This is a genomic window from Hymenobacter duratus, from assembly GCF_014698995.1.
Taxonomy (GTDB): Bacteria; Bacteroidota; Bacteroidia; order Cytophagales; family Hymenobacteraceae; genus Hymenobacter; species Hymenobacter duratus.
The window spans coordinates 1,238,909-1,262,953 of record NZ_JACWZZ010000001.1 but is presented as its reverse complement, the minus strand read 5'-3'; the positions used below and the strand labels follow the sequence as shown (position 1 = coordinate 1,262,953).

At 55.4% G+C, this 24,045-nt stretch carries 26 protein-coding genes, 4 tRNA genes and 1 riboswitch; of the genes, 8 read left to right on the top strand and 22 right to left on the bottom strand.

Annotated elements, in window-relative coordinates; translation table 11 throughout:
• Positions 1–73: 73 nt before the first annotated feature.
• The 12 genes from rplL to IC231_RS05120 form a co-directional block, all read right to left on the bottom strand.
• On the bottom strand, positions 74–451 hold the full coding sequence (rplL, locus tag IC231_RS05175) for a 50S ribosomal protein L7/L12 (protein ID WP_073281272.1): 378 nt from the start codon (positions 449–451) through the stop codon (positions 74–76).
• Positions 452–514: 63 nt separating this feature from the next.
• The gene (gene rplJ / locus IC231_RS05170; RefSeq protein WP_185888777.1) at positions 515–1,069 is read right to left on the bottom strand and encodes a 50S ribosomal protein L10; all 555 of its coding nucleotides are present in this window, start codon (positions 1,067–1,069) and stop codon (positions 515–517) included.
• Positions 1,070–1,088: 19 nt separating this feature from the next.
• Positions 1,089–1,784: a 50S ribosomal protein L1 gene (gene rplA, locus IC231_RS05165; RefSeq protein WP_073281270.1), complete on the bottom strand. Its 696-nt coding sequence runs from the start codon at positions 1,782–1,784 to the stop codon at positions 1,089–1,091.
• A 20-nt stretch (positions 1,785–1,804) separates the two neighbouring features.
• A complete protein-coding gene (gene rplK, locus IC231_RS05160; protein ID WP_045688441.1) occupies positions 1,805–2,248 on the bottom strand; it encodes a 50S ribosomal protein L11 in 444 nt (147 codons plus the stop codon).
• Positions 2,249–2,440: 192 nt separating this feature from the next.
• The gene (gene nusG / locus IC231_RS05155; RefSeq protein ID WP_190783491.1) at positions 2,441–3,007 is read right to left on the bottom strand and encodes a transcription termination/antitermination protein NusG; all 567 of its coding nucleotides are present in this window, start codon (positions 3,005–3,007) and stop codon (positions 2,441–2,443) included.
• Positions 3,008–3,019: 12 nt separating this feature from the next.
• Positions 3,020–3,214, bottom strand: a complete 195-nt coding sequence (gene secE / locus IC231_RS05150) for a preprotein translocase subunit SecE (RefSeq protein ID WP_185888776.1) — start codon at positions 3,212–3,214, stop codon at positions 3,020–3,022.
• A 65-nt stretch (positions 3,215–3,279) separates the two neighbouring features.
• Positions 3,280–3,350, bottom strand: a tRNA-Trp gene (locus tag IC231_RS05145).
• Positions 3,351–3,476: 126 nt separating this feature from the next.
• Positions 3,477–4,664, bottom strand: coding sequence for an elongation factor Tu (gene tuf, locus IC231_RS05140; protein ID WP_185888775.1), 1,188 nt, complete (start codon positions 4,662–4,664; stop codon positions 3,477–3,479).
• Positions 4,665–4,825: 161 nt separating this feature from the next.
• Positions 4,826–4,897: transfer RNA gene (locus tag IC231_RS05135), tRNA-Thr, on the bottom strand.
• A gap of 69 nt (positions 4,898–4,966) precedes the next feature.
• A tRNA-Gly gene (locus IC231_RS05130) sits at positions 4,967–5,039 on the bottom strand.
• Between the two features lie 54 nt (positions 5,040–5,093).
• A tRNA-Tyr gene (locus IC231_RS05125) sits at positions 5,094–5,173 on the bottom strand.
• 249 nt (positions 5,174–5,422) lie between these two features.
• Complete coding sequence (locus IC231_RS05120) at positions 5,423–8,014, bottom strand: M1 family metallopeptidase (protein WP_190783490.1); 2,592 nt, start codon at positions 8,012–8,014, stop codon at positions 5,423–5,425.
• A 96-nt stretch (positions 8,015–8,110) separates the two neighbouring features.
• On the opposite strand from IC231_RS05120, the gene IC231_RS05115 reads away from it, so the two are divergent.
• The 3 genes from IC231_RS05115 (at position 8,111) to frr (ending at position 10,205) form a co-directional block, all read left to right on the top strand.
• Complete coding sequence (locus IC231_RS05115; protein ID WP_190783489.1) at positions 8,111–8,614, top strand: biotin/lipoyl-containing protein; 504 nt, start codon at positions 8,111–8,113, stop codon at positions 8,612–8,614.
• A 140-nt stretch (positions 8,615–8,754) separates the two neighbouring features.
• Positions 8,755–9,540, top strand: coding sequence for a UMP kinase (pyrH, locus tag IC231_RS05110; RefSeq protein WP_223831323.1), 786 nt, complete (start codon positions 8,755–8,757; stop codon positions 9,538–9,540).
• Positions 9,541–9,641: 101 nt separating this feature from the next.
• Positions 9,642–10,205 (top strand): ribosome recycling factor, encoded by a 564-nt coding sequence (gene frr, locus IC231_RS05105; protein WP_185888772.1) that lies wholly within the window; start codon positions 9,642–9,644, stop codon positions 10,203–10,205.
• Positions 10,206–10,267: 62 nt separating this feature from the next.
• Here the strand turns inward: frr and nadD are convergent, their stop codons facing one another.
• From nadD to IC231_RS05070, 7 genes are all read right to left on the bottom strand, one after another.
• Positions 10,268–10,867: a nicotinate (nicotinamide) nucleotide adenylyltransferase gene (nadD, locus tag IC231_RS05100; protein ID WP_190783488.1), complete on the bottom strand. Its 600-nt coding sequence runs from the start codon at positions 10,865–10,867 to the stop codon at positions 10,268–10,270.
• Positions 10,867–11,451: a guanylate kinase gene (gene gmk / locus IC231_RS05095; RefSeq protein ID WP_185888771.1), complete on the bottom strand. Its 585-nt coding sequence runs from the start codon at positions 11,449–11,451 to the stop codon at positions 10,867–10,869. The genes nadD and gmk overlap by 1 nt, the downstream gene beginning before the upstream one ends.
• 9 nt (positions 11,452–11,460) lie before the next feature.
• The gene (locus IC231_RS05090; protein WP_185888770.1) at positions 11,461–11,754 is read right to left on the bottom strand and encodes a hypothetical protein; all 294 of its coding nucleotides are present in this window, start codon (positions 11,752–11,754) and stop codon (positions 11,461–11,463) included.
• Positions 11,755–11,776: 22 nt separating this feature from the next.
• Positions 11,777–12,424 (bottom strand): sigma-70 family RNA polymerase sigma factor, encoded by a 648-nt coding sequence (locus IC231_RS05085; RefSeq protein ID WP_185888769.1) that lies wholly within the window; start codon positions 12,422–12,424, stop codon positions 11,777–11,779.
• A 73-nt stretch (positions 12,425–12,497) separates the two neighbouring features.
• Entirely contained in the window at positions 12,498–13,790 is a 1,293-nt protein-coding gene (locus tag IC231_RS05080; protein ID WP_190783487.1) for an O-antigen ligase family protein, read from the bottom strand.
• A 21-nt stretch (positions 13,791–13,811) separates the two neighbouring features.
• A complete protein-coding gene (locus IC231_RS05075; RefSeq protein ID WP_190783486.1) occupies positions 13,812–14,849 on the bottom strand; it encodes a glycosyltransferase family 9 protein in 1,038 nt (345 codons plus the stop codon).
• Between the two features lie 90 nt (positions 14,850–14,939).
• Positions 14,940–15,707, bottom strand: a complete 768-nt coding sequence (locus IC231_RS05070) for a glycosyltransferase family 2 protein (RefSeq protein WP_190783485.1) — start codon at positions 15,705–15,707, stop codon at positions 14,940–14,942.
• A gap of 266 nt (positions 15,708–15,973) precedes the next feature.
• On the opposite strand from IC231_RS05070, the gene IC231_RS05065 reads away from it, so the two are divergent.
• The 3 genes from IC231_RS05065 to IC231_RS05055 all read left to right on the top strand — a co-directional run bounded on the left by IC231_RS05065 (position 15,974) and on the right by IC231_RS05055 (position 18,691).
• Positions 15,974–16,372, top strand: coding sequence for a hypothetical protein (locus IC231_RS05065; RefSeq protein WP_190783484.1), 399 nt, complete (start codon positions 15,974–15,976; stop codon positions 16,370–16,372).
• A gap of 146 nt (positions 16,373–16,518) precedes the next feature.
• Positions 16,519–17,394: an SDR family NAD(P)-dependent oxidoreductase gene (locus IC231_RS05060; protein ID WP_190783483.1), complete on the top strand. Its 876-nt coding sequence runs from the start codon at positions 16,519–16,521 to the stop codon at positions 17,392–17,394.
• A gap of 106 nt (positions 17,395–17,500) precedes the next feature.
• Entirely contained in the window at positions 17,501–18,691 is a 1,191-nt protein-coding gene (locus IC231_RS05055; RefSeq protein WP_190783482.1) for a hypothetical protein, read from the top strand.
• Positions 18,692–18,750: 59 nt separating this feature from the next.
• Here the strand turns inward: IC231_RS05055 and ahcY are convergent, their stop codons facing one another.
• Together ahcY and IC231_RS05045 are read right to left on the bottom strand one after the other, a co-directional pair.
• Entirely contained in the window at positions 18,751–20,070 is a 1,320-nt protein-coding gene (ahcY, locus tag IC231_RS05050; protein WP_190783481.1) for an adenosylhomocysteinase, read from the bottom strand.
• A 117-nt stretch (positions 20,071–20,187) separates the two neighbouring features.
• Entirely contained in the window at positions 20,188–20,967 is a 780-nt protein-coding gene (locus tag IC231_RS05045) for a DUF4397 domain-containing protein (protein ID WP_190783480.1), read from the bottom strand.
• Positions 20,968–21,090: 123 nt separating this feature from the next.
• Between IC231_RS05045 and IC231_RS05040 the strand changes: the two genes are divergently transcribed.
• Entirely contained in the window at positions 21,091–21,705 is a 615-nt protein-coding gene (locus tag IC231_RS05040; RefSeq protein WP_190783479.1) for a hypothetical protein, read from the top strand.
• A gap of 48 nt (positions 21,706–21,753) precedes the next feature.
• The gene (locus IC231_RS05035) at positions 21,754–22,941 is read left to right on the top strand and encodes a class I SAM-dependent methyltransferase (RefSeq protein WP_190783478.1); all 1,188 of its coding nucleotides are present in this window, start codon (positions 21,754–21,756) and stop codon (positions 22,939–22,941) included.
• Positions 22,942–23,004: 63 nt separating this feature from the next.
• On the opposite strand, the gene IC231_RS05030 is transcribed toward IC231_RS05035, so the two are convergent.
• Positions 23,005–23,610 (bottom strand): DNA-3-methyladenine glycosylase, encoded by a 606-nt coding sequence (locus IC231_RS05030; protein WP_190783477.1) that lies wholly within the window; start codon positions 23,608–23,610, stop codon positions 23,005–23,007.
• A 107-nt stretch (positions 23,611–23,717) separates the two neighbouring features.
• A riboswitch (cobalamin riboswitch) is annotated at positions 23,718–23,940 on the top strand.
• Positions 23,941–24,045: the final 105 nt, after the last annotated feature.

Genomic DNA, 24,045 nt, shown 5'->3' with positions numbered 1-24,045 from the left:
ACAAACAGGAAAAGACCTGGCTTAGTTGCCAGGCCTCTCCTTATTTGCTGGTTTTAAGAGCAGGCAGCAGAAACTACTTGATTTCTACTTCAGCGCCGGCTTCTTCCAGTTGCTTCTTCAGGCCTTCAGCCTCGTCTTTGGCAACACCTTCTTTCAGGGCCTTAGGAGCACCGTCAACCAGTTCTTTGGCTTCTTTCAGGCCCAGACCGGTCAGGTCTTTCACCAGTTTCACCACAGCCAGTTTGCCAGCACCAGCCGACTTCAGGATTACGTCAAACGAAGTCTTCTCCTCAGGAGCTTCAGCAGCAGCAGCGCCACCGCCAGCCATCATTACCGGAGCAGCAGCAGCAGGCTCAATGCCATACTCGTCTTTCAGGATAGTAGCCAGTTCGTTTACTTCTTTTACCGTCAGGCTAACGAGCTGCTCGGCGAATGCTTTCAAATCTGCCATTTCTGTAGATTGTTAAAAAGGGGGTTGTTGAAGGAAATTGAAGTTGAAAAAGATGAGCAGCGGTTAGCCTGCAACCTCTTCTTTTTCGGAAAGCGTTTTGATGATACCAGCCAATTTGTTGCCACCGCTCGACAGAGCCGAGATAACATTCTTGGCAGGCGACTGGAGCAGACCGATAACGTCACCGATAAGCTCGTTTTTGCCTTTAAGTGTGCTGAGGCCGCTGAGCTGATTAGCCCCGATGTAGATGCCAGCATCTACATAAGCACCTTTCAACGCAGGCTTCGGCTCTACGTTCTTGCCATAGTTCTGCGACTTGTAGAAGTCTTGCAGCAGTTTAGCAGGAGCGTTACCCGACTCTTTCGAGAACAGGATGCCCGATTGGCCTTTCAGCGCAGCATCCATCTCCGAAGTATCGCCACCGAGGGTGTCGAGGGCTTTGCGGATGAACGTGTTTTTGTACACTTTGAACTCCATGCCGCGCGTGAAGCACAGGCGACGGAACTCGTTGATTTTCGCCACCGACATTCCCGATGCATCGGCAATGTAGAACGCGTTGTGCGATTGAAACTTCTCGCTCAACTCGTCGACGAGGGCTTGTTTTTCTTCCCGGATCATATCGTCGTGTTGATTTAAATTATGCGGAAGTTACCGTGGTGTCAACCGGAACAGCAGGCGACATCGTGCTCGAAAGCGTGATGCTCTTGATGTAGGTGCCTTTAGCCGAGGAAGGCTTCAGACGGATCAGCGTCTGGATAACCTCAATGGCATTTTCAGCCAACTTCTGGTCATCGAACGACACTTTACCAACCGAGCAGTGGATGATACCGGTTTTGTCAACTTTGAAGTCGATTTTACCAGCCTTCACTTCCTGAACAGCTTTAGCTACGTCCGTCGTAACAGTACCAGATTTGGGGTTCGGCATCAGGCCACGTGGGCCCAGTACCCGGCCCAGACGACCAACTTTAGCCATTACCGACGGCATCGTGATGATAACGTCGATATCTGTCCAGCCCTTTTCGATTTTGGCGATATAATCGTCCAGCCCAACATAGTCAGCACCAGCTGCAGTAGCTTCGGCTTCTTTGTCGGCCGTAACGAGGGCCAGAACACGAACGGTTTTGCCGGTACCGTGGGGCAACGTAGCTACGCCACGTACCATCTGGTCAGCTTTGCGGGGGTCAACACCCAGACGAACGTCGATATCCACGGAGGCGTCAAACTTGGTATAGGTGATGTCCTTTACCACTTTGGCCGCTTCAACCAGATTCCGAACTTCGGTCAGGTCGTGCTTGGCAAGGGCTTCCTTGCGCTTTTTGCTAATCTTTGCCATGTGTCTTCTCCGTCGTTAGATTATTCAGCAAAGGGAGAAGTACCCGAGATGGTGATGCCCATGCTGCGAGCCGTACCAGCTACCTGCTTCATTGCCGACTCTACCTTAAAGGCATTGAGGTCCGGCATTTTCGTCTCGGCGATAGTGCGCACTTGGTCCCATGATACCGACCCTACCTTGTTACGGTTCGGCTCTTTCGAACCGCTCTGGAGCTTGGCGGCATCCATGAGGAGCACCGGCACCGGAGGAGTCTTCACCACAAAGTCAAACGACTTGTCGGTGTACATGGTGATGAGTACAGGACAAACTTGGCCGGCCTTATCCTGGGTGCGAGCATTGAACTGCTTGCAGAATTCCATGATGTTAAGGCCTTTGCTACCAAGTGCAGGTCCAACCGGTGGCGCGGGATTCGCGGCACCTCCCTTTATCTGAAGCTTCAGATAACCTCTAATTTCCTTGGCCATTTGGTTTGTAAGGCTTCGGACGTCACGGCGTAACCCGCAAAATCCTCAGTTTTAGTTTACTGCTCCGAGTGGAAGCACCGTCGGTCCGGAGCCGATAACCGACGACGTTTTCTGGCTGTGAGAGTAGAATTGAGAGCTTAGCGTCCAGACTTACTAGCCGTCTGAGCACTAAGCTCTCAATTGCACTTTCTACTATGATTCTTTTTCAACCTGCGTGTAGCTCAACTCCATGGGAGTGCTACGGCCGAATATTTTTACAATGACGTTGAGCTTCTTCCGCTCTTCAAACACTTCAGAAACAGTGCCCAGCATGCCGGCAAATCCGCCATCCACAATCTTCACCAGCTCACCAGCTACGAAAGGAGTTTCCAGCGTGGCCGTTTGCTCTTCCGCTTCGTCTACAATGCCGAGGATGTTATTCACCTCCGATAGACGCAACGGAATGGGCTTCGTATTTTGGTTAGCCGCTTTTCCTTCCTTGTCGCTCAGGAAACCCAAAACACCAGGCGTGCTGGTAATAATGTGGTCTACCTCGCCATGCGTCAGGTCCGCGTGGATGATGATGTAACCCGGATACAGGTTCCGCTCACGTACACGCTTCTTGCCGTTGCGCATCTCGTACACCTTCTCGGCCGGAATCAATACCTGCGGAACCAATTCCGACAAGCCATGACGGCCGATTTCAGTTTCGAGATAGGTTTTGGCCTTTTTCTCTTGCCCGCTCACCGAACGAACCACATACCACTTCAGCTCTCCCATCTTCGCTACGGATTAATGGAATGAGTTGTAGAATGCCTCCAGACCTGTTTTGAACACAACGTCCATCAGGCCAACAACAGCAGCGAATACCAGCGAGCCAATGAGTACCAAGCCGGCACTCTTCTGGAGTTCCTCGAGAGAAGGCCACGTCACTTTGTAGCGCATCTCCTCGACGGTGTCGCGGAAGTAATTCGGTTTCTTATCCATTGTCGTCGCCTGATAATTGGCTTCTGATTTCACGCAGGCTGCGGGTTGAGCAACTTGCTTTAAAGCACGGGCGGAGAGATTCGAACTCCCATCAAAGGTTTTGGAGACCTCTATTCTACCCTTGAACTACGCCCGTGTATGCGTCCCGGACCAGCGAGGTGCTGTATTGGGACTGCAAATGTATGGAACTCTATTTACAAAACAAATCCGCCCCCGAAAAAATCGAGGGCGGATTGTATTGATTACCTAGAAACTAGGAAAACTACTCGGTGATTTCAGTTACCTGGCCGGCACCTACCGTACGGCCACCTTCGCGGATAGCGAAACGCAGACCTTTTTCCATAGCTACCGAGTTGATCAGCTCAACCGAGATAGTTACGTTGTCACCAGGCATTACCATTTCTACGCCTTCGCCCAGCGAGATGATGCCGGTAACGTCGGTGGTGCGGAAATAGAACTGGGGACGGTAGTTGTTGAAGAACGGCGTGTGACGGCCACCTTCTTCTTTCGACAGCACGTACACCTCAGCTTTGAACTTGGTGTGAGGCTTAACAGAACCGGGCTTGCAGATAACCATACCACGACGGATGGCTTCTTTTTCAATACCACGGAGCAGCAGACCTACGTTGTCACCAGCTTCACCACGGTCAAGGATTTTGCGGAACATCTCAACGCCCGTTACGGTCGACTTGAGGTTCTCAGCACCCATACCGAGGATTTCAACTTGCTCACCCGAGTTGATGATACCACGCTCGATACGGCCGGTAGCAACCGTTCCACGACCCGTGATAGAGAATACGTCCTCTACTGGCATCAGGAAGGGCAGGTCGGTCAGACGAGCAGGAATTGGAATGTAGCTATCAACAGCAGCCATCAGCTCTTCGATCTTGGGAACCCAAGCAGCGTCGCCGTTCAGGCCGCCCAGAGCCGAGCCCTGAATAACTGGAATGTTGTCACCGTCGAAGTCGTAGAACGACAGCAGCTCGCGGATTTCCATTTCCACCAGCTCGAGCAGCTCGGGGTCATCTACCATGTCCACTTTGTTCATGAACACTACCAGTTGGGGAACACCTACCTGGCGAGCGAGCAGGATGTGCTCACGCGTTTGGGGCATTGGGCCGTCAGTAGCAGCTACCACGAGGATAGCACCGTCCATCTGGGCAGCACCCGTTACCATGTTCTTCACATAGTCAGCGTGACCGGGGCAGTCAACGTGGGCATAGTGACGGTTCTCGGTAGCGTACTCTACGTGCGACGTGTTGATCGTGATACCACGCTCTTTTTCTTCAGGAGCGTTGTCGATCGACGAGAAGTCACGCTTAGCGGCCAAACCTTTGTTCGCCAGTACCATCGTGATAGCAGCGGTCAGGGTGGTTTTGCCGTGGTCGACGTGCCCGATCGTACCGATGTTCACGTGCGGCTTGGAACGATCAAAATTTTCTTTGGCCATTGTAAAGGAGATTAAAGGAACTTTGTTGAGAAGAGGAAAACGCGACGTGCTTATACTGAAAGAAAGCGAAACGCAGCTCCGCTTAGTGGGGACTGCACGTCGCTTTTCTTTTCAGACTGTTCCAAACAGAGCAGCCACGCTGCACCATCGGGTATAATGTGAGCCATTTATGGGATTTGAACCCATGACCTCTTCCTTACCAAGGAAGTGCTCTACCACTGAGCTAAAACGGCTGATTTGGTTTTGCAAAGCTACGATGAATAGCGGACAGTTTACTACTGCTCCATTTCTTCACTGTACTGAGCGGGAGACGAGGTTCGAACCCGCGACCTGCAGCTTGGAAGGCTGCCGCTCTACCAACTGAGCTACTCCCGCGTGTGCGAATAACGAAAGTGGCGACTATTTCGCTACCAGCGTTACGCATAAATGTGGGGGCGAAAGGACTCGAACCTTTGAACCCGAAGGAGGTGAGTTACAGTCACCCGCAATTGCCGCTATGCGACGCCCCCAGTTGCACTTCCTGCCATCTGCAGAGAATTTCCCTCTTCAAAACCGGCCTGCTGAGCAGCCCTTGTGTCGAATTGAGTTGCAAAATTAGCGGCTTTCCGATGCAAGTCAAGCGCTAGGCTAAAAAACGCTCAATATTTTTTGCTTCTGAATTCCGATTCTTCAGCTCAGACCAAGATAACCTGCTGACTACTTAGTCGAAGGACACGCAGCACACTCGGCAGATCATTGTCAAATATTTTTTCTCTTTTCTATTGCATCAGTGCGTAGTAGGCTTTCACCTGCTCGTCTTTTTCCTTGCTGCGAATATCCTGCATGACCGTTTTGATAGTGGGCATGCCGGTAGCCAAAATGCTCAAGCCGCGGTAGGCACCCAATCGCACGATACTGTTGGGGGCATTGCGAGCCAGACTTTCCAGCTTCTGGATTCCTTTCTCCCGCTCTATGGGAGGTATGCGAAGCATGAATGTCGCAAAGTTGGGTAGGTAGCTCCGATACAGATCTGCCTCGCTTACATCGGGTAGCCGGCGCAAAAACCATTGGTACTGCTCAGTACTGCTACCATTCAAGGAAAAGTAGGCAGAAATAGCACTGAGCACTTCTTGGCTCTTGGTTTCCTGCAAAGCCGTTATTTTCTCTTGTGAATCGGCGGTAGGGGTTTTGGCCAGCGCCTGGATAGCTGCACCAACTACTTTGTAGGAGCTGTCATTGAGCGCCGTTAGGTAGAGGCCGCTGTAGTTCTCATTCGTGAAAGCAGACAACGTAGTAAGAGCAATGGCTCGAACCTGGCTTTTTTTGTCCGAGGCGGCTACACGCTGCAGTTCCTTGCGCACGGACTCTCCTTCCGGCCCTTTGTAGCGGCGCAGCGCCTCTACCGCCGTTTGGCGCACCGCCCAGAAATTATCGTTCAGTGCGGCGCGTAGCATACTGCTGACTGCCAAGTCGGCGCTCTTGGTGCGAAGCCGGTCAATGGCTTCGTATTTCTGCAGGTAGTTGCGCGCATGACTGAATTGGTAAAGAAGTTCTTCCTGGCTCCGCTCCTCTTCTATTTCAGCCAGCAGTTGGGCGTCGCTATCAAACTTTACCAGGGCAGGACGCTGGGAAGACGGCAGCCGGAACGTCTGGTCAGCCTTGGTGATGACGATACGGTGTTCCGTTGGCTGGTTGTTGGCCCACACTGTGACTCCTACCGGCAGCCGATAGATTGGGGTGAAGGTGGAATCCTGCAGCTGTTGTACCCGCAGGCTTACCTGGCCATTGGCGAAACTATGCGTTACTTTCAACTCCGGGTGGCCACGCTTCATAAACCACTGGTCAAAGAACCACATCAGGTCTTCGCCGGTCGTTTCTTCGAAGGCAATGCGCAGCTTGGCTATTTCGGAGGCGGAGAACTTGTTCTGGATCAGGTAGCGGTTCAGGGCCGTGAAGAAGGCTTCGTCCCCTACGTATTTGCGCAGCATATGCAGCACCCGGCCACCCTTGTCGTAGGAATGCCGGTCAAACATGTCTTCGTTCTGCGCATACTGGTACCGAATCAAAGGTTCACGCTTGCTCTGTGCTTCCTCTAAATAGCGGCCCATTTTCTCTTGCTGTACCAGCGCCGCCGCATCAGCCCCGTATTTGTGCTCGGCCCACAATAGCTCCGAATAGTCAGCGAAGGATTCGTTCAGGGGCAAATTGGCCCACGATTCACTCGTGACATAGTCGCCGAACCAATGGTGGAACAATTCGTGGGCCACCGTAGACTCGGCATCGTAGCCAACATCGGGCAGCTCACGAGCTGTGAACTGCACCAAACTTTGCTCGAACGTAACGGCCGTAGTGTTTTCCATGGCCCCTGAGACAAAGTCGTGAACGGCGACTTGCGCATACTTTTCCCACGGAAAATCAACGCCCAGCTTCTTCGAGAAGAAATCCAGCATTTCGGGCGTGTTGCCGAATACTGCTTTGGCCGTGCCGCTATATTGCGGATCGACATAGTAGTCAACCGATTTGCCGCGCCATGTGTCGCTCACGACAGCAAAGTTGCCGACGGCCAGCATGGTCAGATAGGGAGCGTGCGGCAGGGTCTGCTTCCAAGTATCGGTACGGGTACCGTCGTTGTTTTTCCTGGACGCAATTAGCAAGCCGTTGGACAGCGTCTTCAGATTTCCCTCAACCGTCAGGCTGATTTCCTGCGTCATCCGCTGGTTTGGCTTGTCGATGGTCGGAAACCAGCAGGAGCTTCCTTCCGTCTCGCCCTGGGTCCAGATCTGGCGGGGCTTGGTTTTGTCAGTACCGAGCGGGTTTACGAAGTACAGCCCCTTGTCCTGCGTAATGGCCGCGCTTCCGCCGGCTTCCAGTTCGTTGGGCTTGGCCACGTACTGTATGCGCACCTGGCAAGGCTCCGTGCGGGAGTAGGCTCTGTCCAGGTTAATAGTGAGCTTCTTTTTATCGTAGGTGTAGTTGAGGTTTTTCTCCTTGTTGCCGCTGAGCAGCTTCACACTTTTCACCTCAAAGCCTTTGGCATCAAGCAGCAGCTGATTTTGCGGATAAAAGTGAGGACGAACTGTAAGGACAGCTGTTCCGAGCAGCCATTGTTTGTTCCAGTCGAAACGGACGTCGAGCTTGGTGTCCAGCAGATCGTGCAGGATGGTAGCAGCCGGCTTTACCGAATGCGTGGGCGGCAACCAGGATGGCACAACCACTCCTACAGTAGCAGCGGGAGGCGTGGCCGGTTGCTCAGTTTTCTTATGCGTAGCAGCCTTGCTACTGGTGGGCTTACCAGACTTAACCGCCTGAGCTGGTGCTTCCAGCTGGCATGCCAGAACGAGGCTCAGAACACCGAAAATCGGGTATTTCATGCGCAAATACACTAGGAATATGGGTCCTCAAGTTCCGAAATTATTTGAGAATTGGCCTATCTTTAAGCCCATTTCCGCTCACTCCTCCCCTTCCCTATGCTACAGGTCAGCACCAGCCCCACTCACTCCTGGGATGTAGACTATCGTGCCAATGGCGCAGTTTCTGTCAATGGTCAGCCGTTTGAGTGGGATTTGGCAGTAGTCGGCCCGGGCAGCTTTCATATTCTGTACGACGGCCGCTCCTACGGCGCTGAAATAGTAGCGGCAGATTATACTGCCAAAACGTTTCAATTCAAGATTAACGGTCAGCTGCTGGAGTTGCAGGCCAAAGACCGGTTTGATCTGCTGCTTGATAAGCTGGGCATGAGCAACGCCGCCGTCAGCAAAGTCAACGAATTGAAAGCTCCCATGCCGGGCCTGATTGTGGATATCCGGGTGGAGCCGGGCCAGACGGTACAGAAAGGCGACCCGCTGCTGGTTTTAGAAGCCATGAAGATGGAAAACATACTCAAGGCGCCCGGCGACGCCACGGTGGCCGCCATCAAGATCGGGCTTCGCGACAATGTCAACAAAGGCCAAGTGCTGATTCAATTTGCCTAACTGGCACGGCGGCGGCATCTAATAAGTAGCAGAGCTGTGTCGCGTTGTCTGATTGTGCATCTACCGGGCAGCTCTACCGTACAGGTCATACAGTCTCAACTGCCAGCTCCTTCCCGATTTCTCACTTAATTCCTCCGATTTTGAAGTATAAACGAATTCTGCTCAAGCTCAGCGGTGAGGCGCTGATGGGCCAACAGCAATACGGCATCGATGCCATCCGGCTGATGCAATACGCAGAGGAAATCAAGAGAGCAGCTGCCACGGGCACTCAAGTAGCCGTTGTAATTGGAGGAGGCAACATTTTCCGGGGCGTTCAGGCCGAAGCGTTTGGCCTGGACCGGGTGCAGGGCGACTATATGGGTATGCTGGCCACGGTCATCAACTCCATGGCTCTGCAAAGCGCACTCGAAAAGCTGGACGTCAATACCCGGCTGCTTTCAGGCGTTACAATCCAACGGGTATGTGAGCCGTACATCCGGCGGCGGGCACTGCGCCACCTTGAGAAAGGGCGCGTCGTGATTTTCGGGGCCGGCATTGGCTCCCCTTACTTCACCACCGACTCGGCAGCCTCCCTGCGGGCTATTGAGATTGAGGCGGATGTAGTGCTGAAAGGCACCCGCGTGGATGGCATTTATACCGCCGACCCCGAGAAGGACCCGTCGGCAGTGCGCTATCCAACCATTACCTTCGATGAAGTGATGGAAAAGAACCTGAACGTGATGGACATGACCGCCTTCACGCTGTGCAAGGAAAACAACCTACCCATCATCGTTTTTGATATGAACAAGGCGGGCAACCTGCAGCGGCTGATTGATGGCGAAACGGTAGGCACTCTGGTTACGATGAAAGTAACGGAGCCCCAGCCCCTGAATACCAAGCAGAGCAGCCTGCAGCCTAGCCTGGACACTCCCACTGAGCAAGCCTAACCGAATCATTGATCAGATAAGGTATGAGTTGAGGCCGAACAGCTGGCTTCCACGACTGCATTCCTGATTGTTGATTTTCAATTTCTAATTCACTTACACACATGGACGAGGAAATTCAGTTTTACCTGAGCGAAGCCGAAGAGTCGATGGGCAAGTCCCTTCAACACACCAACCTGGAACTAAGCCGTATCCGGGCTGGCAAGGCCTCGCCGGCCATGCTCGATTCGTTGCGGGTTGATTACTATGGTACTCCCACGCCTATCTCACAGGTAGCCAACGTTTCGACTCCCGATGCCCGCACGCTTTTCATCAAGCCTTGGGAAAAAAATATCATTGCCGAAGTAGTAAAAGCCATCAAGAACAGTGACCTGGGCCTGAACCCACAGTCTGACGCTGAGGGAGTACGGCTGAATATTCCGCCCATGACGGAAGAGCGGCGCCGTGAACTGGTAAAGCAGGTAAAAAACGAGGCCGAAGCAGGCAAAGTACGCATCCGCAGCATCCGCAAGGACGTGAACGAGTCGTTGCGGAAGCTGTTGAAAGATGGCGCCTCCGAAGATGCCATTAAGGATGCCGAAGCCAAGGTGCAGAAAGCTACCGACAGCTATATCACACAGGTTGATGGCCTGATGAGCAAGAAGGAATCTGAAATCATGACCATCTGATCCAGCCCTTACCTAGAAAGCAAAAACGCCCGCTCAACTTGTTGAGCGGGCGTTTTTGCTTTCTAGGTAATCCAGTAGCGGTGCTGTCGAATCAAGGACTCAACAACTGTGGGCACCAAATATCGGATGGATTGTCCTGCCTGGATACTTTGCCGAATGAAGGTGGCGGATATGTCCAGTAGAGGAGCAGAAACTACCTGCACACGTGACCTAAGGCCTTGTTCACTTACCGGATGACCGGGCCGAGGATAGACATACAGGTCAAACTCCTGTTGTATCCGGTCGGCATCCTTCCAGCCGGCCAGCCCCTCCAGATTGTCGCTGCCCATGAGAAGGGTAAAGGCAATGGCGGGATGCTGCTGACGCAACTCGTCCAGTGTAGCAATGGTGTAGCTGGGGCGAGGCAGATGAAATTCTACATCTGACACGCGTAGCCGCTCATTATCAGAAATGGCCGCCTGTACCAGCGCCAGCCGGGCAGCCTCTGGCAGTAACTCCTGGCCTATCTTGTAGGGACTCTGCGGCGACACGACAAACCACACCTCGTCTAATCCAGTGCGCGTAGCCATGTGCTCGGCCAGAATCAAATGGCCAATATGAATGGGATTGAAGGAGCCGAATAGCAGTCCGACCTTGGTTGGGCGGCCAGAACCGACCTCCATTATAGGATAGCTGGCTCCGCCGTAATGAAGTCCCGCACCAGCTTCTCAGCCTGCGCGGTAGCTTCATCCAGGTCGTCGTTGATGACCGTCACATCAAACCGGTCTTCAAAGGTCAATTCAAAATTGGCCTTGTACAGACGAGCAGAAATGCTGGAAGCAGAATCGGTGGCCCGGTGGCGCAGGCGGCTTTCCAGCACCTCCAACGAAGGCGGCTTCACGAAAACGGCCAAGGCTCGGTCCTTGTAGAACTCCTTAATGCTGAGGCCTCCTTTCACGTCTACATCCAGTACGGCGTGCTTGCCGCTCTCCCAGATGCGCTCAATTTCGGACTTGAGCGTGCCGTAGAAGGCACCCTCGTACACTTCCTCCCATTCCACAAACTCATCGTGGCGGATTTTCTCCTGAAACTCCTGAACGGAAATGAAGTGATAGTCTTTTCCGTTGGTTTCGGTGCGGCCCCGTCTGTCGCGGGTGCACGCCGAAATGGAAAAGCTCAGGTCCGGAATGGCCGCCATCAGGCGGTGGACGATAGTGGTTTTGCCGGCACCGGAAGGGGCCGAAAACGCTATAATTTTACCCTGCATCGGGCAAAATTAGGCCATTTCCGTTTGCAACCGCGACAAAATGGTATTAGGAAGCGAATTTGGCGCTCCTTTGCGCCCTACATGTGACATGAGGAAGCCAATAAAGGCGCGCTGCTTTTCAATGCTGTCGAAGCAAGGCGAGCAGTCATCGGCATGGTCAACGATGTATTCTTCGTCTTCCACGGTGGGTTGCTGCCCCACTACAAGCTGGTCGAGTATCGTATTCACGCGTTCACAGTCGGCGGCAGGCGGAGAGGCCTGCTGCGTGGGAGATGGAATTTGGGTAGTAGAGGTCTTTTCCATGATAAAGTGAAACGCGTTACGGTTATTCGTTTTCGTCTTCTTCCAGCTCGGTGTCTGTAGCACCGGCTTCGGAGCCATATCCCATCGACTGGGCATATTTCTCCAGTTTTTCCTTCAGGAAATTACGAGCCCTGTGCAAGCGGGAGCGAACCGTACCGATAGGAATGTCCAGCACTTTGGCCATCTCCTCGTAAGTAAACCCTTCCAGGTCGCAGAGGATGATGACGGTGCGAAAATCCACGGGCAGTGAGTTGAGTGCGCTGGCCACTTCGTCGCCGATGAGGTCACGCACGGCTTGCTGCCGCATATCAGACGAGGTTCCACCCGCGTCACTGTCGGACTCGACGTCTTCCGAATTGTAGTAGCCCTCAATTTCGCTGTAGTCGACCTTGGCGGGTTGTTTACTCTTTTTCCGAAAGTCGTTGATGAACGAGTTTTTCAGGATGCGAAACAGCCATGCTTTGGCGTTGGTTCCCTGCTCGAAGTACTCGAAGAACCGATAGGCCTTCAGATAAGTCTCCTGCACAAGGTCATTGGCGTCGTCTTCGTCCAAGGTGAGACGGAAGGCGAAATTGTACAGAGAATCGATTACAGGCATTAATTCAGCCTGAAACCGACGGTCTTTCTCTTCTTTACTAAGCTTCGGAACCCGTTCGGGAGAGTCGCTCATATGGGGGCGCGGCAAATAACAGCGGGGTGAAAAAAATGCTGTGTAAACAAATGTACTGATTATCCTATGGCACTCAAGCGGCACTATTGACTGCCATGAGACGGGCCGCCCGCTCGGTATCGACGACCAGAAAGCCGTAGAGAAACACGAACATATTGAATCCTGTCTGCATCTGTAACAGCGAATCGACCAGATTGGCAATGGCCATCATGAGCAGGAAGTGTACAACGTACGGATTTTGCCGCAGCGCAGGTTGCAATAAGGGCCCAAACAATACCAAAAGCCAGAGCAACAGTCCCACCATTCCCCCTCCGACAATGGCTTCCAGATACTGATTGTGCGTCATGACCCAGTTTTTGGGAAGCAGACCAAAACTCTGGTAGCTATACTGGTCTATCATGGCGGCATCTACGTCGGCGGGCGCGACTCCTACGAGCAGGTGCTGGCGGGCAATGACGGTGGCGGTTTTCCAGGCGGCGAACCGCTTGGCCATGGAATAGTCGTTGATGTCGCGCCCGGATTTGTACTGGTTCAGATCATCGAGCGAGACGCTTACGCGCCGCTGAATAGGCTCCAGGGTGAAATAGGCCAGCAATGGCAGTACCGTGAGGCCCAGCAGCAAAATGGCTCCGAGCACAAAGCGCCGCTTCAGCACAATCAGCAGGGCCGCATCCAGCAGCAGCATGCCATAGAGCACCAGCAGCCCGGTACGATACGCCAGCACGTGCATAATCAGGCACAGCACCACGGCACAGCCCAGCAGCCCCCACCGCATAGCCGATGAGGCCAGTGCGCTACGCCGCATCAGTAAGGCGAAGAAGAAGGCCAGTGCCAGCATGATGCTGAAGTGAATATGGAAGATGCCCGTAATGGCTGGCACGTTGTGCCCGATGCTTATTTCGTAGTTGGCTTCGGCCGGATTGAGCAGGTAGCGGCCTAATGTCCCCAGGGCCAGCGCAGTAGCCAGACCTACGTACAGCAAACCAACCCCGAAACGCTGCCGCAGATTGAGCGGCACAGCCACGGCAAAGGCCAGAGGCACAATGACAAGCGGCAGCTTACGATACACTTCGTGGCGCCAGACGTCCAGCTCAGAGGTATACACCACGCTCACGAGCCAGAACAGGTACAACAGCCCCATAGCCAGGCAGGTAAGCAGGCGCGTACTGGCCCGCAGGCGCTCGGCCAATCGGGGTTGGGCCATTGCGGCCAGAAACCCGACCACCGGACTGAGCGACACCATTGCCCGCGACGCAAACAGCCCAATAACGGCCGCTATGCTTGCCAGCAACAGCAGGTATTGTGACAGGCGGCCATCGTGGTAGAGCTGACGCAGAGAAAAAGAGAAGGCAACAGATTGAGTCATAAATCGAAAAAAGACGCTGGCTCAGCTGGACAAGATAGAGGGATTCCACGCAATTATCCGCTGTAGAGCGGCCAGGGGCGCTATTGCTTTGATGCAGGTGCAAGCCACAGGCTGCTGACGGCAGTCTTGGCAAGCAGGTTTATCAAACACCAGATAGTCGGCGTGTGGGCCGAGAGGCGCCCAACGGCCCGGGTGCATAGGCCGGATAGGGGGATATAACCCTAATGCATAGCGTCCAAGGGCGGCCGCCATGTGCAAAGGGCCTGTGCTGCCCGCCACCAGCCCATCTGCGGAGCCGATGAACGCCAGCAGTTGTGGCAAAGTCAGCTGGCCCGTTAAGTCGGCAGCCAGGTAGGGCTGGTACTCGGCGAGCCATGCCTGCAGCTCCTGCCCTTCCGCCGCCGTACCCGTCACGAATACCCGGTGACCAGCGTGGTGCAGCAGACGTGCCAGCGTACCAAAGTGCTCCAGTCCCCATTCGCGGGCACTGCCCCGGCTGCGTGGGTGCAATATCACGTTAAGCTGCTCCGGCCGGCTGGCCGCCAACAGCTGCTGCAGGTTAGCCGCCAACGGTTTCTGGGGCGTAAGTCGCATTAAAGCAGCTACTTCAGGCAGAGACGGAACTGCAGCTGGTAGTAGCGGCTGGAGCAGCGTCAGGTTCAGTTGCGCCTCGTGCCGCGGGGAGTGCCGCCGACTCAGAGCTACCAGCCGGTTGCAGGTCAGCCAGTGAAACCACCGGTTCCGGGTTCCGATACGGACAGGAATGCCGGCTTGTTGGGCCAGGCGGGCAATGGTTTTATTGGGGAATACATGCACAATGGCATCGGCGTGCTGCCGGCGCAGTGTCGCCACTTGCTCAGCGGCTGGCAGCTTCTGCAGATCATCGTAGTTGAGGAAACCATCGAGCCAAGGGCAAGCCTCCGCAATGGCCTGCGTATAGGTGCGGCCCAGTAGCAGCACCCGGCAGTCAGGAAAATGGCGCTTTAGCTGCCCGGCAACCGGTAGCGTCAGCACTACGTCTCCAATGGCGTCGGTACGGCTTATCAGGATTGTCTTCATGCAACGTGCCGCTCCGGCAAGCTCTTGGGGCGTAGCTGAACTGGGTAGAGCGCCACGCAGACAAGAACCCGACTGAAGCGCCAGAAAGTATTACTCAGCCGAGGCTGAACGGGTTTTAAGCTTGGCGAATTTAAGAAACACCCCCACGGCCGAAATCAGGGCAATGCTCAGGCCGGCGAAGCCATCGAGGAAGCCCAGCCGAAAAAAATAGCCGTGCACAAACTTCCACCACGGCTTGAGCAGCAGGTGAAACCACGTCACGCGCCGTTTATTGCGTAGCCACAGCTCGTCGGCCGCAATGCTGGTGAACCGGTTGAGCTGACTGATGTGCTGGGCAATGGAGTGGTAGGAATAGTGCAGGGCGTCGCCCTGGAGAGTCCCAACGGCCTGCCCGGGTTGCATTTCGTACCGCTCGTGCAGCAACAATCCTTCCCAGCGGCCCAAGCGCCGGTCATAGAGGCGCAGTTTCCGGTCGGGATACCAGCCGCCGTGGCGCACCCAGCTGCCGCAGTAGTTGGTGAGGCGCGCCAGCGTGTAGCCGCCGCCCTGCCAGTTCTGCTTGACCTGCCCAATGCTCTGGCGCAACTCGTCGGTCAGCACTTCGTCGGCGTCGAGCTGCAGCACATAATCGTAACGGGCCTGGGCGGTGGCGAAGTTCTTCTGCTGCACGTAACCCACAAAAGCGTGCTGAATGACGCGCGCCCCCAGTTCCTGGCAGATGGCCACCGTTCTGTCGGTGGAGAAGCTGTCGACCACCACCACATCATCGGCAATACCGCGCACCGCCTCCAGGCAGCGGGCAATAGTGGCTTCTTCGTTAAAGGTGATGACGACGACGGACAGCAGAACGGCAGGCATAAGCGGCAAATATCCTGAATTTATACACAGCCCTGGCCACGGCCGCGCTACTTATAATAGGCGGCCGCAGACTCCATCCGCTGAAATAGGCTCGCAGATACAGATTGAATTTTGTACTATCTCGGGTAAGTTGCGGGACATTTGATTTTCATCCCTTACATATGACAAAAGACATTGTATTTGCTTCACTTGGTTTCTTATTTCTTCTGGGTTCTACCTCCTGCCAAAAAGAGGAAGTTGCGAAGGAAGTACGGGGCTGCAAGGATATGACTTCCGTAAACTATAACCCCGACGCAACCGTGGACGACGGCACTTGCAAGTATCCCGCGGATGCATTGGAAGGCAACTACGTCTATGCTGATACCATAGTATATACTGGCGCCTACGGCCAAGGCACTACCACCATCATCCGTGGGGGCACTTTCAGCGTGACCAAAACAGGCCCGACGACTGTCAGCGTAATCAGCTTCGGCGACTGTCCGTTGGCCGTAACTTTTAATGCCAGCAAGACTTCACTGGCAGTGCTTGCGGCCAACTCTTGTGGTGGCCTACGCAACTTTACATGCGTAGTGCGCGGCAGTGGCGCTAAGCTCAGCTACCGCTACGAATACAGCGACCCAGGCGGGCAGGGTCCTCTGCGGGGTACGGGCACAAAGCAGCCCTGACACTCCGGCCAAAGCAAACAACCACTTGGCACGGGAATCCCGGGGCTCCAACGCGGACACATGGCTTGACGAATCCTATCCAGAAGGCAATTTCAACTTCGCCCCCTGCCCTGCGTATAGCCGTCCAGCTATTCAGCCTCCTTTTTATGAGCGACGCCTCCCAGTCTATTGCCCTCGTTACGGGTGCCACGTCGGGCATCGGCGAAGTAACCGCCCGCGAACTGGTTCGGAAAGGTTACCACGTGGTGCTACTGGCTCGCAACGCCGAAAAAGCAGCCCACACGCGCCAGCAGTTACAGCAGCTGGCCCAGCCTGGCACCCGCGTCGATGTGCTGCTCTGCGACCTGTCGGATCTGGGGCAGGTGCGGCGGGCGGCCGAGGAGTTCAACCAGCGCTACGCCCGCCTGGATGTGCTGATAAACAACGCCGGGCTGGTATTCGGAGCCGAGCGGGAAACCTCCGTGAACGGCCACGAAATGACGCTGGCCACCAACCACCTCGGTCCGTTTCTGCTTACCAGCCTGCTGCTCGATAAGCTACAGCGAAGCCCGGCGGCGCGCATTATCAATGTGGCCTCTATGGCCCACAAGTTCGCCAGACCCGATCTGGCCGACCTGAATGCCACTCGTAACTATTCGCCCATGCGGGCCTACGCCAATTCCAAGCTGTTCAATATTCTGTTCACGCAGGAGCTGGCCCGGCAGCTGCGCCAGCGTGGCATCACCAACGTCAGCACCAACAGCCTGCACCCTGGCGTGGTGGCCAGCAACTTCGGCAGCAACTCCACCTGGCTCACGCGGGCATTTTACCAGATGGCCGCACCTTTCATGACGACTTCCGAAGACGGGGCCCAGACCAGCATCTACCTCGCTACCTCGCCGGAAGTGGCCGGCACCAGCGGCGGCTACTTCGCGAAGAAGCGGCCGGAACCCGTAAAATCGACCTTCAATATCCCCGAAAACATCCGGCATTTCTGGCAGAAATCGGAGGAGATGATTGGGCAGCCGTTTTTTCAGGACTGAGTCAATCACACCATGGACGATGCAAGCGGCCAACTCTCAGGAGTTGGCCGCTTTCGTGAGTGGCCGTAACTTTAGGTTTTGTGTTCAACCCCTATTTCCTATTCGCTTGACTGTTTCTACTCCTACTACCGCTGTGTACAGCTATGGCACTGCTAAAGGCTGGCGCATATTCATTTATGTACTGGGGCCGCCGCTGATACTACTGTTTCTGTCTTCGCCTTTTTGGATTGCGGATAGAGAATGGGATGCTGGCTTGTTTGTGCTGACCATTGTATCCTGGGCAATAAGCCTGTTTCTAGCTTACGCCATTTATGAAACGTACAAGGGCAGGCATATTTTAAGCGAGCAAAGTGTCCGGTACAAAGGCACTTTACAAAGCAAGGAAATTCCGCTGGAAGCTATCCTTGGATATCGTACTGACGACAAGTTCACATACATCGTACCGGCTTCCAAAGCCTATCCTACTATAAAAATAGGCTACACCAGTGAGGGTTACGAGGACATTCAGTTCTGGCTGGCCGAACGGTTTCCGGACCTGGATGTGCAGCAACAGGAGCAGGAAGCCCAGGAAATTTTGCAGGACGATGCCTTAGGCCGCACCGAAGCGGAGCGGGAGGAGAAGCTTCTGCAGGCGCAGAAAGTATGCCGCGTACTGAACATAGCCGCCTGGGCAGTGGCTGGGTGGCTGTTTTTCTACACTCAGCCCTACAGTTGGGCTATGCAGGCCGGTCTGGCGCTACCGCCGGTAGCGCTACTGGCCTTACTCTGGTATCGGGGCCTTATCCGGGCCGATGAGCGCAAGGACAGCGCGTACCCCTCTGTTTCTTCAGCCTTATTCATTCCTACTTTAGCTCTACTGCTGCGGAACCTGTTTGATTTTGAGTTGCTGGAGTATGCCCGGGTATGGCCGCTGGCAGCAGTTGTTGCCGCCCTGTTTGGCGGTCTGCTGGCGTATGGCAACTGGCGCTTCCTCAGCAACCCCGGTAGCCGATGGGGCGCACTGGCCATCCTGGTGGTCTGTTCACTGGCATATGCCTACGCGGCGCCGGTGGCGTACAACTGCGCCTTTGATAAGGCCGAGCCACGCGTATACCGCGTGCCGGTGCAGGGGAAGCATTCCTCATCCGGCAAAACCACCACATATTACCTTGAAGCAGGTGCCTGGGGGCCACGAACAGCGCCCGAAGATGTTACCGTAACGGAGGAGCTGTACGAACAGACGCAGCCCGGCGACACCGTACACGCCTACCTTTTTCCCGGCCGCTTGGGTATTCCCTGGTTTTCAGTTGAGCAATAAAAAACCCCGCCCGGCGCAGTGCCGGGCGGGGTTTTCTTTGGGCCGGAGGGCGTAGCCGCTTAGTAGCGGTACAGGTCCGACTTGAACGGGCCTTCTACCGGCACCTTGATGTAGTCAGCCTGTTTGGGCGTCAGCTCGTCCAGCTCCACCCCAATTTTGGCGAGGTGCAGGCGGGCCACCTTTTCGTCGAGGTGCTTGGGCAGCGTGTAGACTTTGTTCTCGTAAGCAGCCGCGTTCTGCCACAGCTCCAGCTGCGCCAGCGTCTGGTTTGTGAACGAGTTCGACATCACGAACGAAGGGTGGCCGGTGGCGCAGCCCAAGTTCACGAGGCGGCCTTCGGCGAGGATAATCACCTCTTTGCCCTCAATGGTATAGATATCCACCTGCGGCTTCACGGTATCTTTGGTGTCGCCATAGTTTTTGTTGAGCCACGCCATGTCAATCTCATCGTCGAAGTGACCGATGTTGCAGACAATGGCTTTGTCGCGCAGGGCCCGGAAATGCTCTTCGCGAATGATGTCACAGTTGCCGGTGGTGGTGATGACGATGTCGGCGCGCGGAATGGCGTTTTCCATCTTCTTCACTTCGAAGCCGTCCATAGCAGCCTGCAGCGCACAGATTGGGTCGATTTCGGTAACGATAACGCGGGCACCAGCGCCGGCCAGCGAAGCAGCCGTACCTTTTCCTACGTCGCCGTAGCCGGCTACTACTGCTACTTTACCGGCCATCATTACGTCGGTAGCACGACGGATAGCGTCTACTGCCGACTCTTTGCAGCCGTATTTGTTGTCAAACTTCGACTTCGTAACCGAGTCGTTGACGTTGAAGGCGGGCATAGGCAACGTGCCGGCTTTGGCGCGCTCCAGCAGGCGCAGTACGCCGGTGGTGGTTTCTTCCGAAATGCCTTTGATGTCGGCCGCCAGCTCGGGGTAGCGGTCCAGCACCATGTTGGTCAGGTCGCCGCCGTCGTCCAGAATCATGTTCAGCGGCTTGCGGTCCTCGCCAAAGAACAGGGTCTGCTCGATGCACCAGTCGAACTCCGACTCGGTCATTTCCTTCCAGGCGTACACAGGGGTGCCAGCGGCCGCAATGGCCGCTGCCGCATGGTCCTGGGTAGAGAAAATGTTGCACGACGACCACGTCACCTCAGCGCCCAGGACTTGCAGCGTCTCGATGAGAACAGCCGTCTGGATGGTCATGTGCAGGCAGCCGGCAATGCGCGCACCTTTCAAGGGCTTGCTGTTGCCATACTCCTCGCGTAGCGCCATCAGCCCGGGCATTTCAGCCTCCGCCAGACGGATTTCTTTGCGGCCCCACTCAGCGAGGCTCATGTCTTTTACTTTATACGGAACGTAGGCCGTGGTCTTGGTCTCAACCATGATGTTGGATTTTTTTGAATCAACCACAAAGATATCCAAAATGTTAGTTCGGCTATACAACAAAGCCGGCTGCTCCACAGGAGCAGCCGGCTGAAGCGGTTTCCAAGAAAACCGGAATTAGTTGTGTTGAATGACAACAGCCCGGGGCTGCAGGGCCGGATCGATACTGCCAACGATACCGCGAACAAGCACCGTGTAAATCTTACCGGACTCGTAATTTTTGGTAGCCGTAGCCGTAGCAGTACCATTCACGCCTGTACCGGTACCGTCACCGACGGCCACTACCGTCACGGATGGCGAACCACTAGTAACCAGCAGGTTGTAAGTGCCAGACGGCACCGAAACGAAGTTAGACGCCCATGTGGTGGCAGTAGCCGACGCCGGGAACGTAGCCGTCACGTTTGGAATGTCTACGGGGCCGGTTATGGTTTGCTGGGAAAGCTTCACAGTAGGTGCACCCTGAGCCAGATGCACTACGCGCACTTTAGCCTGGCCAGAAGCCGGAGCGGTTAGGTCGTCGGTTACTTGCAGCAGCCCTACTGTAGTAGCGGTGGGAGCGTAAGCAAACGCCGAATAATTCTGGTTTTTGGCAACAGTAATCGTCTGGGAAGCGGCAGTTTGGTTGGCGCTGTTGTTGATTTTCAGCGTCGGTGTGCCGGCATTCACGTTCATATAGCCGCTGCTCTGGCCGTAGTTCAGCTGGCCTACTTCTGTGTCGTTAATCAGCGCCTTCACCTGGACGTTGGCAGACGCGGCAGCATGTGACAGCAGTACCTTGCCCTGGTCTACAGCCGGAACCGGGTCCGGATCGTCATCACCGCAGGCTGAGAAGGCAAAGGCAGCCGGCAGCGCAGCCGCCAGCAACAAGTGTCGGAAGGTAGGGACGAGGGTTTTCATAGGTTCGGTGGATTGAATGATTGCCGACAGAACGTAACGCTCTCGACTTTTGTTGGGTTGGCTCCGGAATCTTCTGCTAAACAGCATGATTCTGGTTGGTAGCAGTTCACTATATTTGCTTTTATGTATCATTCTGCTTTGCCCCTGGCGCGGGTATTCCGCCCTTCTTTGGTTGTGTTGCTAAGTCTGTGGGCGGGTAGCGCCATGGGGCAAACAGGTACTCCTATTCAGCTCAGCCCCGAAGACAAGGAGCGAAGCCTGAACGGGGTTCAGAAGAACTTTTACTTCTCCCCGAAGGCCGCCCCGACAGATTCTGACTATCAGAATGCGGGCTATTTTGGCCAGAAACTGCGCCCGTACCTGGCCGGCAACCAGGAAGCGCTGCGCAACCTGAACCGCTACCGTCGGCAGAAATGGATTTTTCTGGCCGAGCGGCTCACGTTTGTAGGTTCTGTGGCGGTGTACGGCGCCCAAACATTTAGCGGAAGTGGTGAGCAGCATTACTTCAGCAATCCGCAGAAAGTGACGGTGGGTATTGCCGCGGCCAGCCTGCTGTCGAACATTCTTATCACGCGCCACACCAACGAGCATTTCCAGCGGGCCGTAGACGCACACAATGCTGGCCTGTCTTCGGCGCATGATACCGGTGTGCTGCAGCGCCTGCTGCCTTCGGGCGTGGGAGTGGCTGTAGCGCCGACCGGACAGCCACAACTGGCATTGCGCTGGCAGCTGCGCTAAGTCATAGTTCAGGCGAACCGCCTGTTTGTTTGTTCGTACGAGTAGTTCATGGAATTTCCGCTTCCCGCGGCGTCCCGGCAGTATGTTGCTGAACACCTGCACGACGACCCCGCTCAATTAGCATTGCAGGCCCGGCGCTATCCGGGCTTGCCCATCCCTGATTTGGTGCGCCAGATTCAGGCCCGCCAGAAAGCCCGCCCCAAGGTTCCGGCCTGGGCCGACAATCCTGACCTTATTTTTCCGCCGGCCCTCTCCGTAGAGCAGGCTTCCTCGGCCCGCACGGCTGCCTTCAAAGCATCGTTGGTGAGCGGGCAGCGGCTGGTAGACCTTACCGGCGGCTTTGGGGTGGATGTATCCTGCTTCGCCGAGCAGGTGGCGGAGGTGCATTACGTGGAGCGCAACGCCGCTTTAGCGGAAGTGGTGCGTTTCAACCTGACCCACCTGGGCGTTCGGAATGTGCAATACCATGCCGTAGATGCGGTAAACTTCCTGCGCAGCACGCCCGATACCTTCGACTGGATTTACCTCGACCCGGCCCGGCGCGATACGGCAGCGCGCAAGATTTTCCGGCTGCAGGACTGTGAGCCGGACGTACTGCGCCTGATGCCGCTGCTGCTGCACAAGGGCCGCCGGGTACTGCTCAAAACCTCCCCTATGCTCGACATAGAGCAGGCCATTCTGGAATTGCGGCAGGTGCGGCGGCTCTGGGTGGTAGCCGTGGACAACGAGTGCAAGGAAGTGCTGTATGAGCTGGGCCCCGAACCAGCAGTAGACCCAGAGCGCTATACCGTGAACCTGCGCCGCGACGGGACGCAGCAGGAATTCCGAATGAACCGGGCCCGTGAAGCCCGCGCCATACCGCGCTACGCCGAGCCGCAGCAGTATCTCTACGAGCCCAATGTAGCCGTGCTGAAGGCGGGCGGTTTTCGCAGTATCGGAACGGCGTTTGAGCTGCTGAAGCTGCACCAGCATAGCCACCTCTACACGTCCGACGTACTGCGCACCGACTTCCCGGGGCGCATATTCCGCATTCGGGCCGTGGGAAAGTATGATGGCGTGTCACTCAAAGCGCACTTAGGCTCTGATGGCCGGGCCCACGTCACGACCCGCAACTTCCCGGACACCGTAGCGGAGTTCCGGCACCGCACCGGCATCCGGGAAGGCGGCGAAACATATCTGTTTGCTACCACCAATCTGGAGGGCAAGCTGATGGTGTTGGTGTGCGAGAAGCTGTAAAGCAGCGAGCCGGCAGGAGGCGCTGTGCCTTATCTGAGTAGCCGACTTCCTGATCTACAACATCTACTTCGCCGGGCTCACCCACTTGCTGCCCGCCAGCCGAAACCGCCAAGGCAGCGCCGCATCGGCGCCAGCATAGTCGATGCCCACCCTTGGGCTGGCCACAATTTGATCAGAGGGCACTACTTCCTTATGGTCTTCCAGCCAGATAGTGCCGCCGGTAAGGTCGGTGCCGTAGTGCTTGGTGCTAATGCCCAGCGCTTGGGTCAGCAGGCCGGGACCGGCCGTGAGGTTACGCTGCACGCCCGGCAACCCGCGCCGCAACAGCATTTCCGGGATTCCCTCTAGTGGTTCCAGCCCCCGAATTAGGACAGCATCGGCTTTGCCAGCTTCGTTGGTGATGATATTGAACAGGGCATAGCGGCCATAAATGAGGTACACGTAGGCTATGCCGCCGGGCTCATACATCACCTTGGTGCGGGCAGTGTAGCGCCCCAAGTGCGAGTGGCAGGCCAAATCGTTGACGTGAGCGTATGCTTCCGTCTCTACAATGCGGCCACCAGTCAGCACGCCATCAATTCTTGTGTACAGGTGCTTGCCTATTAGGTCCTGTGCTATCTGTACAGGGTCGGGGCGCTGGTAAAACTCAAGAGGCAGGATTCTGGTCAAAGCAAAACAGGAATAAAGAAGGCAGGATACGATAACGGCAGTACGACAGGAAGCCAGTACTGGCCATTACGCGCATCAGCTTTTTGATTTCTCCCAATTTATTGCCTTACCTTCGCGGCTGTAGAGGTGGCCGGACCCCAATTGCGGGGCGAGGCTGAAAAGGGAATCCGGTTCAATTCCGGAGCTGTCCCCGCAACTGTACGCTTCATGAGTTGGTACGCCTCAGCTGCCACTGTTTCGAAGAAAGCTTGCACCTGGTGCGGGCCCGAGAAATGGGAAGGCGGCGTACCCGAAGCAAGCCAGGAGACCTGCCTTTGCAATTCCTATGTTCAGCGCCTTCGGTGGAAGGGCGGAGAATGAATGCAGTGGCCGCTCTAATAGCAGCCTGATTTTCTGTTTTCGGCCTCGGCTTTAGGGTGGCGTTCCGGCTTCGGA

Excerpts from the sequence above, each read along its gene's own strand:
- gmk (WP_185888771.1), bottom strand. The coding sequence starts at position 11,451 with ATGCAGGGTAAAATTATAGCGTTTTCGGCCCCTTCCGGTGCCGGCAAA.
- IC231_RS05065 (WP_190783484.1), top strand. The coding sequence starts at position 15,974 with ATGACTTCCGTAAACTATAACCCCGACGCAACCGTGGACGACGGCACT.
- secE (WP_185888776.1), bottom strand. The coding sequence starts at position 3,214 with ATGGATAAGAAACCGAATTACTTCCGCGACACCGTCGAGGAGATGCGC.
- IC231_RS05090 (WP_185888770.1), bottom strand. The coding sequence starts at position 11,754 with ATGGAAAAGACCTCTACTACCCAAATTCCATCTCCCACGCAGCAGGCC.
- frr (WP_185888772.1), top strand. The coding sequence starts at position 9,642 with ATGGACGAGGAAATTCAGTTTTACCTGAGCGAAGCCGAAGAGTCGATG.
- IC231_RS05085 (WP_185888769.1), bottom strand. The coding sequence starts at position 12,424 with ATGAGCGACTCTCCCGAACGGGTTCCGAAGCTTAGTAAAGAAGAGAAA.
- rplJ (WP_185888777.1), bottom strand. The coding sequence starts at position 1,069 with ATGATCCGGGAAGAAAAACAAGCCCTCGTCGACGAGTTGAGCGAGAAG.
- rplA (WP_073281270.1), bottom strand. The coding sequence starts at position 1,784 with ATGGCAAAGATTAGCAAAAAGCGCAAGGAAGCCCTTGCCAAGCACGAC.
- rplL (WP_073281272.1), bottom strand. The coding sequence starts at position 451 with ATGGCAGATTTGAAAGCATTCGCCGAGCAGCTCGTTAGCCTGACGGTA.
- rplK (WP_045688441.1), bottom strand. The coding sequence starts at position 2,248 with ATGGCCAAGGAAATTAGAGGTTATCTGAAGCTTCAGATAAAGGGAGGT.
- nadD (WP_190783488.1), bottom strand. The coding sequence starts at position 10,867 with ATGGAGGTCGGTTCTGGCCGCCCAACCAAGGTCGGACTGCTATTCGGC.
- IC231_RS05045 (WP_190783480.1), bottom strand. The coding sequence starts at position 20,967 with ATGAAAACCCTCGTCCCTACCTTCCGACACTTGTTGCTGGCGGCTGCG.
- IC231_RS05040 (WP_190783479.1), top strand. The coding sequence starts at position 21,091 with ATGTATCATTCTGCTTTGCCCCTGGCGCGGGTATTCCGCCCTTCTTTG.
- IC231_RS05120 (WP_190783490.1), bottom strand. The coding sequence starts at position 8,014 with ATGAAATACCCGATTTTCGGTGTTCTGAGCCTCGTTCTGGCATGCCAG.
- tuf (WP_185888775.1), bottom strand. The coding sequence starts at position 4,664 with ATGGCCAAAGAAAATTTTGATCGTTCCAAGCCGCACGTGAACATCGGT.
- IC231_RS05035 (WP_190783478.1), top strand. The coding sequence starts at position 21,754 with ATGGAATTTCCGCTTCCCGCGGCGTCCCGGCAGTATGTTGCTGAACAC.
- IC231_RS05080 (WP_190783487.1), bottom strand. The coding sequence starts at position 13,790 with ATGACTCAATCTGTTGCCTTCTCTTTTTCTCTGCGTCAGCTCTACCAC.
- IC231_RS05115 (WP_190783489.1), top strand. The coding sequence starts at position 8,111 with ATGCTACAGGTCAGCACCAGCCCCACTCACTCCTGGGATGTAGACTAT.
- IC231_RS05070 (WP_190783485.1), bottom strand. The coding sequence starts at position 15,707 with ATGCCTGCCGTTCTGCTGTCCGTCGTCGTCATCACCTTTAACGAAGAA.
- ahcY (WP_190783481.1), bottom strand. The coding sequence starts at position 20,070 with ATGGTTGAGACCAAGACCACGGCCTACGTTCCGTATAAAGTAAAAGAC.
- IC231_RS05075 (WP_190783486.1), bottom strand. The coding sequence starts at position 14,849 with ATGAAGACAATCCTGATAAGCCGTACCGACGCCATTGGAGACGTAGTG.
- IC231_RS05060 (WP_190783483.1), top strand. The coding sequence starts at position 16,519 with ATGAGCGACGCCTCCCAGTCTATTGCCCTCGTTACGGGTGCCACGTCG.
- nusG (WP_190783491.1), bottom strand. The coding sequence starts at position 3,007 with ATGGGAGAGCTGAAGTGGTATGTGGTTCGTTCGGTGAGCGGGCAAGAG.